The organism is Devosia sp. Root685 (genome assembly GCF_001427875.1).
Lineage (GTDB): Bacteria > Pseudomonadota > Alphaproteobacteria > Rhizobiales > Devosiaceae > Devosia.
This window is the reverse complement of the sequence record NZ_LMHK01000004.1, coordinates 59580-71915: the sequence shown is the minus strand read 5'-3', so window position 1 is coordinate 71915 and position 12336 is coordinate 59580. Positions and strand designations below refer to the sequence as shown.

10 protein-coding genes and 1 pseudogene are annotated in these 12336 nt (G+C 61.1%); 9 read left to right on the top strand and 2 right to left on the bottom strand.

Annotation, left to right across the window (positions count from 1 at the left end):
* The first annotated feature begins 12 nt into the window (after nt 1-12).
* Nucleotides 13-2361, top strand: a complete 2349-nt coding sequence (locus tag ASD83_RS17765; RefSeq protein WP_056313487.1) for a chemotaxis protein CheA — start codon at nt 13-15, stop codon at nt 2359-2361.
* A gap of 110 nt (nt 2362-2471) precedes the next feature.
* Nucleotides 2472-2960, top strand: coding sequence for a chemotaxis protein CheW (locus ASD83_RS17760; protein WP_056313484.1), 489 nt, complete (start codon nt 2472-2474; stop codon nt 2958-2960).
* A gap of 870 nt (nt 2961-3830) precedes the next feature.
* Here ASD83_RS17760 and ASD83_RS17750 read toward each other — a convergent pair.
* Entirely contained in the window at nt 3831-4121 is a 291-nt protein-coding gene (locus ASD83_RS17750; RefSeq protein WP_156386036.1) for a hypothetical protein, read from the bottom strand.
* Nucleotides 4122-4222: 101 nt separating this feature from the next.
* Entirely contained in the window at nt 4223-4576 is a 354-nt protein-coding gene (locus tag ASD83_RS17745) for a hypothetical protein (RefSeq protein ID WP_156386035.1), read from the bottom strand.
* Between the two features lie 163 nt (nt 4577-4739).
* Here ASD83_RS17745 and ASD83_RS17740 point away from each other — a divergent pair, with 163 nt between their 5' ends.
* The 7 genes and pseudogenes from ASD83_RS17740 to ASD83_RS17710 all read left to right on the top strand — a co-directional run.
* Nucleotides 4740-5330, top strand: a complete 591-nt coding sequence (locus ASD83_RS17740; RefSeq protein WP_056313479.1) for a chemotaxis protein CheD — start codon at nt 4740-4742, stop codon at nt 5328-5330.
* A 170-nt stretch (nt 5331-5500) separates the two neighbouring features.
* Nucleotides 5501-6343, top strand: coding sequence for a CheR family methyltransferase (locus tag ASD83_RS17735; RefSeq protein WP_056313477.1), 843 nt, complete (start codon nt 5501-5503; stop codon nt 6341-6343).
* Nucleotides 6340-7386, top strand: coding sequence for a protein-glutamate methylesterase/protein-glutamine glutaminase (locus ASD83_RS17730; RefSeq protein WP_056313475.1), 1047 nt, complete (start codon nt 6340-6342; stop codon nt 7384-7386). Before ASD83_RS17735 ends, ASD83_RS17730 begins: the two co-directional genes overlap by 4 nt.
* 165 nt (nt 7387-7551) lie before the next feature.
* Nucleotides 7552-7941 carry a response regulator gene (locus ASD83_RS17725; RefSeq protein WP_035085417.1) on the top strand — a complete coding sequence of 130 codons (390 nt, stop codon included), beginning with the start codon at nt 7552-7554 and terminating at the stop codon, nt 7939-7941.
* Between the two features lie 354 nt (nt 7942-8295).
* Nucleotides 8296-10013, top strand: a pseudogene (locus tag ASD83_RS21515) (methyl-accepting chemotaxis protein); the annotation flags it as partial.
* An 80-nt stretch (nt 10014-10093) separates the two neighbouring features.
* Entirely contained in the window at nt 10094-10759 is a 666-nt protein-coding gene (locus ASD83_RS21390; protein WP_244489238.1) for a methyl-accepting chemotaxis protein, read from the top strand.
* A 150-nt stretch (nt 10760-10909) separates the two neighbouring features.
* Nucleotides 10910-12336 (top strand): HAMP domain-containing protein (locus ASD83_RS17710; protein WP_056313469.1); only part of this gene is annotated, 1427 nt, incomplete at its 3' end.

Here is a 12336-nt window from a genome sequence, read left to right as displayed (position 1 = left end):
GGTACCGGCGCCATGAGCGACCTAGACGACTTCAAGGCCACCTATTTCGACGAATGTTCCGAGCTGATGAACGAGCTCGAAGAACAGTTCGCCGCGATCGAAGGGGGCGAGCGCGACGCCGACCGGCTCAATGCCGTTTTCCGCGCCATCCATTCGATCAAGGGCGGTGCCGGGGCTTTCGGCTTCTCTGCGCTCGTGGGCTTTGCCCATGCCTATGAGACGCTGCTCGATTATGTGCGCGATGGCCGCGTCGAGATGACCGACGACGTCGTCAACCTCTGCATTCGCGCCAATGATATCGTTGGCGACCACATCAATGCGGCCCAGAGCGGGGAAGAGCTCGACGCCGATTATGGCCAGGAAGAAAAGCAGCGTTTCGACGCTATTGCCCGCGGCCAGCGGGGCGACGAAGACGAGTGGAGCGGCGACATCATCGAGGAATTCGATATCGAATTCACTCCGGTGCGCGTCGAGCTTTCCGTCGGCGACGAAGAGGCCGTCGAGGCAGAGGCTGCGCCCGAGCCCGATACGTTCGACGCGCCGCCCATGCCGCTCGAGCCGGGCCATTGGGAAGTGCGGTTCACGCCCTATCGCCAGCTTTATTCGCGCGCCAATGATCCGCTGCTGCTGTTTCGCGAACTGGCGGCTTTGGGCGAGATCAGTGTCCGCGCCATTCTCACCGACATTCCGGCGCTCAGCGATTTCGAGCCTTTCGGGGTCTATTGCTCCTGGGAAATTTCGCTGTTTGCGCCCGACCTGAGTGAAGCCGCGATCCGCGAAGTCTTCGAATTCGTCGATGGCGATTGCAGTATCGAAGTGGTGCCGCTCGGTCATACCATGTTGCCGGCCGCCGCGCCGATCCCTGCCCCTGTTGCGGCCGTACCACCTGCCAAAGCTGACGAGAACCTCATGGCGCTGACTGAAGACGAAGTGGCTGCCGCTCCTGTGCGCCTGGTCGTCGATACGCCTTCTGTGCCGGTTGCCGAAAAACCTGTCGCCCAGGAGCCTGTTGCCCAAGAGCCTGTTGCCGACGAACCGGCGCTCAGCTTTGCCGATCTCGCCAATGAAATCTCGGCCTCGGCACCGCCGCGTCCCGTGCCGGTGGCAGCGCCCAAGGCCGTCGTCGCACCAAAACCCGCAGCGAGCGGGGAAGGTGGCGAAGAAGGCGGCAATCGTAGCGTTGGCGTGCAGTCGATCCGCGTCGATCTCGACAAGGTCGATCGCGTCGTCAACATGGTCAGCGAACTGGTGATCACCCAATCGATGCTGACCCAGCAGATGGATGAAAATCTGCGCGCACGTTACACCGAACTGGTGCGTGGCCTCGAAGTGCTGGCGCAGACGACGCGCGGGTTGCAGGATTCGGTCATGGCCATCCGCGCGCAACCCGTGAAGTCGGTGTTCTCGCGCATGCCGCGCCTCGTGCGTGAACTCGCCACCAAGACCGGCAAGAAGATCAAGCTCGAGACGATCGGTGAAAACACCGAAATCGACAAAACCGTCATCGAACAGCTTTCCGATCCGCTGACCCACATGATCCGTAACTCGGCCGACCACGGCATCGAGGATCCGGAAAAGCGCAAGGCGCGCGGCAAGCCGGACATTGGCACCATTCGCCTTTCGGCCGAACAGGCCGGCGGCAATATTCTCATCATCGTCGAAGACGACGGCAATGGCATCAACCGTGAGCGCGTGTTGCAGCTGGCGCGTGACAAGGGCCTTGTGGCGCCCGATATCACGCCCACCGACGAACAGATCGATCAGTTGATCTTTGCTCCGGGCTTCTCGACGGCGGATGCGGTGAGCGATATTTCCGGCCGCGGCGTCGGCATGGATGTGGTGCTCTCCAATATCAAGAAGATCGGCGGCTCGGTGCATGTCCGCTCGTGGTCGGGCAAGGGCTCGCGCGTGACGCTGCGCCTGCCGCTGACCCTGGCGGTGCTCGATGTCATGCTCGTCAAGGTCGGCGAGTCGCCCTATGTCGTGCCGCTCTCCTCGATCGTTGAAACCATGCAGTGCTCGGGCGCGATCTTCGAGCGCGTGCCCTCCGGCGGCCAGGTGCTGCAGGTGCGCGGCGAATATGTGCAGGTCATCGATGTGGCCCAGCGCTTCGGCATGCATTCGAACAAGGCGCCGGACGATCGCTTCGTGGTCCTCTGCGAAAGCGAAGGCAGCCAGAAAGTGGCGTTGGTCGTCGACGACATCATCGGCCAGCAGCAGGTGGTCATCAAATCGCTCGAAGAAAACTTCGAGCAGGTCGATGGCATTGCCGGCGGCACGATCCTCGGCGATGGCAATGTCGCGCTGATCGTCGACGTGCAGGGCCTCAGGGTTCACCAGATCCATCAGAACGCGGCCTAGTTGGGCCAAGTGGCGCGGCGGCATGCCGCGCCGGAATACGAGTAAGGGGCGGCGTGTCAGCCGCTCACAGTGTGTAACCGGCCCAGAAGGGCGGCAGAAAGGCCAGGACAATGGAAGCGCTCAGCCTCCGCGAAGACAATGGGGATAAAACGGCCGTCGCAGGCCAGAACACCCTGCAACTTATCGCCTTCTCCATCGGCGATCAGACCTATGGCGTCGAGATCACCACGGTGCGCGAAATCCGCGCCTGGAATGGTGCGACCCCGCTGCCGAACACGCGCGACTTCGTGCGCGGCGTGATCAACCTGCGCGGTACCATCGTGCCGATCTTCGACCTGCGCGCCCGTTTTGGCGATGGCCAGACCTCGCCCACCAAGAACCACGTCGTCGTGGTGATGAGCGTCGGGGACAAGTGGGTCGGCATCCTCGTCGATGCTGTCAGCGACATTCTGACCGTCAGCCGCGAAGACATTCACAATGTGCCCGAAGGCAATGCCATTGACACGGAACTCCTCAACGGCATCATCACCCATGACAGCCGCATGGTGGGTCTGATTGACCTGCATGCCGTGGTCAACGGCGCCAAGCTCGACGGCTAAGAGCTACAAAATCTGAGTTCACGAAGGGCGCCGCAAGGCGCTCTTTTTTTGTTTTGTGAGCGCGGAATGTTGGGGGCGATTGCTGCCCCGCGTAGCGTGGCTTCTGGCAGTGGATCAACAGCCGCGGGAAGTAGTCCCGGCTCGAAGCATGTTCTCTATCGTGATTGGCTGTTGCCTTCATCGACCGCCTGCGTGCCGTGGAGAAGACGAGTTATCCGACCGGCCTCCTGTACCCGCCATTTTAGCGATCCGGCATAGGTGTAGCTGTGCATCCTTAGCTTATAAAAGAGCGAAATTGGTATCTTCCGCGATCGTCTATTGGCCAATTGGGCATGCAATGGTGGCCAATTATTCAGTTCAGCGAGCGGCGCGCGAATGGCGGTTCGTGACCTTTTCCTCAGTTGAGCGGTGCGTCTTTTCTTCACGACAGATACCTCGAGCCTCTCAGATCGTTCGGAGACTGACAGCCTAGGGGGAGCGGACGATCCGCTATCTCCAACCTTTCAACTTCTGTCGCGGCATTTTCGCTGCTAGTCTACTGGCTGAGGGAGGAAGTTAGTGGACGGAATACAAATTAGAGCCGCGCACGAACACTCTTGGAAGCATAGAGCGGAAATCGAGAGTAGCAGCACCTGTGTCTGTTTTTTCTGCATGAGCACTTTTCCACCGAGCAACATTTTGGAGTGGATCGATGATGGCCTGACCGCGATGTGCCCGCGATGCGGCATCGACTCGGTAATCGGAGACGCCTCCGGACTACCGATTTTAGAGGCTGGTTTCATCAACGAAATGGCCAACCATTTTTTCGGCGGTCCAGTCAATTTGCCTGAGGCCTAGTTCTTAGGGTCCAACCTCTGAACGACGCAGCCTTCAAGCGTTCCCGAACACCGAACCGAACCAATAGTTGCTTCGATCTGAGAACCAGCTTTCATTCTTGGCCGTTCGCAGGGCGGCCAGAGGCCTCATATTCATCTGATATCGATGGAACAGTGCCAGCAGATCGCGCAACTGATCGTCGGTCGGAGCGCGCCTCAGGCATATTGTGAGGTTATGGCCCTCACCGGTCACATCACTTACAACTCCGATGCGCCCGAGCCACTCAAACATGGCGGTCTCATCGTTTTGGCTGAAATAGACCGGGCCTTGCACTGTTATTAGCATTCGGTCGTCCATGTCACCCAAGTCGACTGTCTGCTTACAAGCTCGAGGTGAGCGTGGCTCAACTTCCGAAACGGGGTCGATAGCAGCCTGACTTGCCCTGCCTAAAACAGCTCGATCTCGCCGTGGGGCTGGTTGGCGGCGATGCCGGAGAGGGCGGGGACGCGTAGTTCGTCGAGCGTCAGGCTCTGCCAGATTTCGTCGTAGACGCTTTCAGGGGCGGTCGGGGGAAGCAGTGAGAACTGGCGGGCGGCCAGCGCCATATTGCGGCAGCGCTGTTCGATGCGATCCTGGCCCTGGAGGGCGGTGATGATCATGAGCATGGCCTGGCGCACGGAAGCATCCCTGCCGGCCGACGAATCGGTCAGCAGGTCGAGGGCTTCGGTGATCCCTTCCAACATTGCGGCGGACTGACGGGCTGTCTCGTCGAGCTCTCTTGCCAGTTTCTGCAATGACATACACATAACCTCAGGTCTACCACCTTACAGTATCTGAATATTTCTAAACCGCTTCTTGCTGTATCGGCCAGATCGGGATCACCCGCGTAGCGTGGTTAGCGTTTGGCTAACGAGTTGAAGCTAGGGTTGGGGGCAATCGGACTCGACGGGTATTCGTAGACAAATGAGCCAGAATAGCTCCCTGCCTCCTGAATTCGACAGAGGCATCGTCACGACTGTCCATCAGGGTGATTGCCACGTTTCTGCGGCGCAGGATGTCACCTTTTCGACGGTTCTGGGTTCATGCATCTCGGCCTGCGTTAGGGACCGCGCCGCCAATGTCGGCGGGATGAACCATTTTCTCCTCGCAGAACAGTCCGGTTCGGCGAGGGACCGCTATGGCGCTTCGGCCCGCTATGGCGCCTTTGCCATGGAACAGCTGATCAACAAGGTGCTCTCGCAGGGCTCGGGCAAGAAGTCCAATCTCGAGATCAAGGTGTTTGGCGGCGGCAAGATCAACACGGCGCTCGATGATGTCGGGGCCAAGAATATCGAATTCGTGCGCCAGTTCCTGGCCGACGAAGGCTATATGGCCTCGAGCGAAGATCTCGGCGGCATGTTCGCGCGACGGGTATTGTTCAAGCCCCATTCCGGCCGTGCCTTCGTCAAACGGCTCGACAGCGATATGGGCGCCAATGTTGCCAAGGAAGAACTGGCGCTCGCCAAGCGCCGCGTCGTGGTGCCGGCAGCGGTCGACGATATCGAACTTTTCTAGGCTGTCTCGCGCAAATATTGCCCGGTATTCCGGGCGGAATTTACGCAATCTAAGGAATGAACCGGCCAGAATGACTTTGGCTCAATAGTATGACGCTGAGATCGCGATCATGCTGGCGGAACGGTAACTTGCCGTTGCGTGACAAGGGCTTGGTAGTCGGGGAAGGTTTCATGGAACAGGGAGAAATTTCCCTCAGCGAGCGCGAATTTTCGCGCATCAAAAGCCGCGTCTATAAGGTCGCCGGCATTTCCCTCAGCGACGCCAAGCGAACGTTGGTGGTGTCGCGCCTTTCCAAAATCGTGCGCGCGCTCGAGTTGTCCAGCTTCGACGACTATGTCGACTACCTCGAAAAGGGCGCTTCGGCGAGCGACGGGCAGAATTTCGTCAACGCACTGACCACCAATCTCACGCGCTTTTATCGCGAAGATCATCATTTCGATCACCTCAAGACCTATGTCGGCGCGCTGATGAGCGAACGCCCGCGCGGCCAGCGACTGCGCATCTGGTCGGCCGGCTGCTCGACGGGGCAGGAGCCCTATACGATCGGCATGGATCTGCTTGCCGCCTTTCCCGAGCTCAAGCGCTGGGATTTCAAGATTCTGGCGACCGATATCGATACGGCCGTGATCGCCAAGGCGGCGCGCGGCATTTACCCGGAAAACGAGCTTTCGGGCCTGAGCGGGGAGCGGGCCCGCCCGTTCCAGAAATTGAGCGACGGCACTGTGCAGGTGCCGCAGGCGGCGCGGGAGCTGGTCTCGTTCAAGCCGCTGAACCTGATCGCCGAATGGCCGATGAAGGGTCCGTTCGACGCGATTTTCTGCCGCAATGTGGCAATCTATTTCGACAAACCGACGCAAGGGGCGGTCTTCGGCCGCTTCGGCAAGCTCCTTGCCCCCGAAGCCTTCCTCTATATCGGCCACTCGGAAAATCTGGGTTCGGGCGGGGAAGGTTTCCGCCTCGTGGGCAAGACCATCTATCAATCCAAGCGGATGAACAAACGAGAAGCAGCATGACTATCAAGGTTCTGGTCGTCGACGACTCGGCCCTCATTCGCGAGGTGCTCACCCGCATGTTGACGCGCGATGGCGATATCGATGTCGTCGGCACGGCAACCGATCCGATCGAGGCGCGCGAGAAGATCAAGGTTCTCGACCCCGATGTGGTGACGCTCGATATCGAAATGCCCAATATGAACGGGCTCGATTTCCTCGAAAAGCTGATGCGCCTCAGGCCCATGCCGGTGGTGATGGTCTCGACCCTCACCAAGAAGGGCGCCAGCGAAACCCTGCTGGCGCTCGAACTCGGTGCGGTCGATTTCGTCGCTAAGCCCAGTGCCGAATTTGCCGGCGGGCTCGATGCCTTTGGGGCGAGTCTGCGCGACAAGATTCGCGATGCGGCGCGCGCCGACGTGCGCGCGTCAGCCACGCGGATCGAAGCGCCCAAGACGACGGTGAAAACCGCAGCGGCGCCCGATGGCGCGCTCATTGCTCTTGGCGCATCGACCGGTGGTGTCGAAGCGATCCGCGCCGTTCTCACCAATATGCCGGCCGATTGCCCGCCAGTGGTTATCGCCCAGCATATGCCGGCCGGTTTTACCGGCCGCTTTGCGGCGCGGCTCGACGAGCTTTGCGCCATCAAGGTGGTCGAAGCCGAGGATCGCATGGTGCTCGAACGCGGCCACGCCTATGTGGCGCGGGGCGATTATCACCTGCGCGTCGAGCGCACTTCGGGGCAGCTGAAATGCCGGTTGAGCCAGGACGAGCTGACCAGCGGTCATCGGCCCAGCGTCGATGTGCTGTTTGAATCCGTGGCCAAGGCCGTCGGCCATATGGCGGTCGGGGCGATCCTCACCGGCATGGGACGCGACGGGGCGCGGGGCCTCAAACTGATGCGCGAGGCCGGCGCTTATACGGTGGGCCAGAGCCAGGCTTCGGCTCTTGTCTATGGCATGCCGCGCGTTGCCTTCGAGGAAGGCGCGGTGGTGGAACAGGCGCCGCTCGAACAGGTGGCGGTCAAGCTTGCCAATGCGCTGGTGCGTTTGCGCTCCGCGGCCTGATTTATCGCATGTCCCTCGCCCGAAACCGGGGCGAGTTTGGGGGATATGCTTTAACGCCAAGCCTGCAATCCACCCGTCGCAATTGAGAGAATTGTAACCTCTCCCCCCTAGGATGAACTTGAATACCGGGGCCCAGGCTCCGGCGGTAAGAGGTAGATAGAGTCCATGCCAAAAGCCAGTGCTGTCAGCGTCCTGATCGTTGATGACCAGCAGTCCATGCGTGGCATCTGTAAGTACATTCTCAATCAGCTCGGCTTCAAGGATATCATCGAGGCCAAGTCGGGCCGCGATGCCTTGGGCAAGCTCGAAGGCGCCAATGTCGATCTGATCATTTCCGACTGGAACATGGACGATATCGACGGGCTTACCTTGCTCAAGGTGATCCGCAAGCATCCGCGCACCCAGGCCATGCCTTTCATCATGGCGACCGGCCGTTCGGACGCCGAGCAGGTGAAGGAAGCCATTTCGGCGGGCGTCAACAACTACATCATCAAACCATTCGACGTTTCGACCATGAAAAAGCGCATCGAAGCGGTGATCGGCGCGCTGACCTGATCGTCTGACGACAGAACCCATTGCTGAAGCGCCCGCAGCCCGGAAGGCTGCGGGCGCTTTGCGTTTTGGGGCGAGGTTCGGGCGTAATAAGTAGTTAAACCTAAAAGTGTATCGATTGCAGGACGCAATTCGTCCGATCTCGCTTGGCGCTACGCCGGCCGGGAGGCGGCCCGGCCAAAAGGCCGGAGATCGGGCAGGCTCGGGGGGACGAGGGTGAGGATATTTCCGCAACTGCGCATCGCGCAGAAGCTGCCGCTGGCTTTGGTTGGTTCGGCGCTGGTGGTCAGTGCCGGGGTCGGCATTGCCAGCTATTTCATCGGGCTCGGCACGGTCGAGGAACAGCGCAACCAATCCATGCAGGCCGCGCTGACGACCGCCAGAACGCTGGTGAGCGACTATTTCTCGAGCGCCGAGGTTGATCTCAGGCTCTTCGTGCAGCGCTCCGATACCGTGACGGCGATGAAGAACCTGACCCGGGCGCTCGAGGAATTGCGCATGGGGCTCAAGGAACGCGCGGCGCTGCAATTGCAGACCGCCTATGTCACCGAAAATCCCAATCCGGCAGACCGGGCCGCAGTCGACAGCGTCGGGGCCAAGGGCGCAACCTATGACGCGCCGCACAAGCGCTTCCATCCCGGCTTCCGCACTTTGCAGGTCGAGCGCGGTTATTCCGACGTGCTGCTCGTCAGCGCTGCGGGGGATGTGGTCTATTCGGTCGCCAAGAACATGGATTTTGCCGGCAATGTCGTTGCCGATCCGGTTCTGGCTGCTTCAGGGCTCGGTCAGGCCTTTGCCGCGGCCAAGGACCTGCCCGATGGTTCGGCGGCCTTTGTCGATTTTTCCGTCTATGGACCGGCCGGCACGCCGCAAAGTTTTATGGCCATGCCGGTGTTCGAGAAGGAAGAGAAGACCGGCGTCATGGTGCTGGCGATTTCGCCGGTGGCGATGAGCGTGCGCGTGTCAGAACTTTCGGGCATGGGAAAGAGCGGCGAAGTCGTCGTTGTCGGGCAGGATGGACTGCTGCGCAGCGAATCGCCCAAGACCGCGGAAGACGACGTTCTCGTGACCGCGCTGACCTCCGATGTGGTGACCGCGGCCTTTTCCGGCGAGGCGCGCGAAGGCATGAGCACGGACTATCGCGGCGCCCCCATGGTGGTGCGGGCCGAGCCGGTCAGCGTGGGCAATGTGACCTGGGCGGTGACGGCGGTGCAGCCCGAAGATGAGGCCTTTGCCCCGGTCGTCAGCATGCGCAATATGACGCTGCTGGTTGGTGGTGTGCTCCTCGCCATCGCGGCAGTGCTGGGGTTCTTCTTTGCCCGTTCGATCAGCCGGCCGATCTCGCGTCTGACCCATACGATGGAAACCCTGGCCGAGGGTGACCTTTCGGTGGACGTGGCGGGCGGCGCGCGCGGCGATGAAATCGGCGCCATGGCGCGGGCGGTGGAAGTGTTCCGGCAGAATGGGCTGCGCATGGCCGAAATGACCGAGGCGGAAGCGGCCTCCATCATTCGCGGGCAGGCGGATCGTGCCGCCATGATGCAGCAATTGCAGCGTTCGTTCGGGCATGTGGTTGATGCTGCTATTGCAGGCGATTTTTCACGCCGGGTAGAAGCCGAGTTCCCTGATGACGAACTCAATGCCCTGGCGCGGTCGGTCAATGGCCTGGTCGAGACCGTCGATCGCGGCGTCGGGGAAACCGGCGTCGTGCTTTCGGCTCTGGCCAATACCGATCTGACCCATCGCATGGAAGGGGACTATCAGGGCGCCTTTGCGCGGCTGAAATCGGACGTCAATGCGGTGGCGGATCGTCTGACCGATGTGGTCGGCGAACTGCGCGAGACCTCGGGGACCTTGAAAACCGCGACCGGGGAAATCCTCTCGGGCGCTAATGATCTCTCCGAGCGCACCACCAAGCAGGCAGCGACGATCGAAGAAACGTCGGCGGCGATGGAGCAATTGGCTTCGACCGTGCTGCAGAATGCGCAGCGGGCGCAGGAAGCCAGCGCAGCGGCGGGCGACGTGACGAATTCGGCCGAAGTCGGCGGGCAGGTGATGGCGCAGGCGACCGAAGCNGCAGAATGCGCAGCGGGCGCAGGAAGCCAGCGCAGCGGCGGGCGACGTGACGAATTCGGCCGAAGTCGGCGGGCAGGTGATGGCGCAGGCGACCGAAGCCATGGAGAAGATTACGCAATCGTCGGCCAAAATCTCCAACATCATCGGGATGATCGACGACATTGCTTTCCAGACCAATCTGCTGGCTCTGAACGCTTCGGTGGAAGCAGCACGGGCGGGCGAGGCGGGCAAGGGCTTTGCGGTGGTGGCCGTCGAAGTGCGCCGTCTCGCACAATCTGCGGCCAGCGCTTCTTCGGATGTGAAGCAGCTGATCGAGCAGAGCGCGACGGAAGTGAAGGGCGGCACACGGCTTGTTGGCGATGCGGCTGCGAAATTGGCGGCCATGCTGGAAGCGGCGCGCTCGTCCAATGAATTGATGAATGGCATTGCCCGGGAAAGCCGCGAACAGGCGTCTTCCATCGAAGAAGTCAATGCGGCCGTGCGGCAAATGGACGAAATGACCCAGCACAATGCCGCGCTGGTGGAAGAGATGAATGCCGCCATCGAGCAGACCGAAGCGCAGGCCAACAAGCTCGACGGGATTGTCGATATCTTTGCGACCGATGAGCGCAGAAACGCTCCCGCGTCACGCCCTGCCGAACCGCACGGCGCGCGCGGCATTCAGCAAAAACTCAAATCGGTCGCCAAAGCCTATCTCAGTCACGGCAATGCCGCGGTGAAGGCCGATGACTGGAGCGAGTTCTAGATCATTGTGGCTTCGAGGAAAAAGGGCGCCGCTGGCGCCCTTTTTCTTGTCCGCGCTACCATACAAGCAACCCTGCATTAACCCTCCGCTCTCTAGGATGCGCCGGAAGATTTGGGGCGACGGCACCGGGCAGGGTGCTCAGGGGGATGCATGAAACTTTTTTCCGCGCTTGGCAGCATCAAGCTGACCACGGCTATTTCCGGACTGGTCCTCGGCAGCATCGTCGTGACGATCATCGCCTATTCGGTCAGTAATTATATGGGACTGCACCAGCAGGCCCTGCACCAGGCCCAGCTCCAGCAGCGAACCGACCTCAAGACGGCCGCGACGATCCTCGAAAAGCGTCTCGCGAGTTCCGTGGTGACCTGGGCCGAGGACAATAGCGTTGGCGCTTTCCAGACCTATTCCATTCCGCGCTTTTACGACAATGGCACCATTGATTCGATCACCCGCGTGACCGGCAACGAAGCCGTGGTCTTTGCGATCGACCCGGCAACAGGGCAGTTCCTGGCCAAGACCTCGAGCTTTGCCGGCGAAGGCGACAAGCGGGCCGTGGAGTTCGCCGTGGATCCGCAGAGCCCGGCCCATGCGGCCCTGTCGCAATCGCTGCCCTATGAGGGCGAGGTCGTGCTTCTGGGCAAGACCTATTGGGGCGAATTCTTCCCCGTGCTCAAACTCGACAACACGCTCCTCGGTGCCTTCTGGGTCGGTGCGGATATCGAGGCGGCTCAAGGCGCGGCGCGGGCTTCCATCCCGGGCATGCTGGTCATCGGCGGCGTGCTGTTGACCGTCATGGGCGCCATTGCGCTGATCGTTGCGCGGCAAATGACGCGGCCCGTACCCCGGCTTGCCGCGACCATGGAGGCGATTGCCGAGGGTAATTTCGATACCGAAGTTCAGTATGTGGACCGTCGCAACGAGATCGGCGCCATGGCGCGGGCGGTGGAAGTGTTCCGGGAAAACGGGCTGCGCGTCAGCCAGATGACCGAGGCGGAAGCGGCGCGGATCATTGCCGAACAGGAAAGCCGCCAGCAGATGATGACCGACCTGCAGCGCTCGTTCGGGCATGTGGTTGATGCGGCTATTGCCGGCGATTTTTCGCAGCGGGTTGAGGCCGAGTTCCCCGATGACGAACTCAATGCGCTGGCGCGGTCGGTGAACGGTTTGGTCGAGACTGTGGATCGCGGGGTCGGGGAGACCGGTGTCGTGCTGTCGGCGCTGGCCAATACCGATCTGACCCATCGCATGGAAGGAGACTATCAGGGCGCCTTTGCGCGGCTGAAGTCGGACGTCAACGCGGTGGCGGATCGGCTGACCGACGTCGTCGGCGAACTGCGCGAGACTTCAGGTACGCTGAAGACCGCGACGGGAGAAATTCTCTCGGGTGCCAATGATCTCTCGGAACGCACCACCAAGCAGGCAGCGACCATCGAAGAAACGTCGGCGGCGATGGAGCAACTGGCTTCTACCGTGCTGCAGAATGCGCAGCGGGCGCAGGAAGCCAGCGCAGCGGCGGGCGACGTGACGAATTCGGCCGAAGTCGGCGGGCAGGTGATGGCGCAGGCGACCGAAGCGAT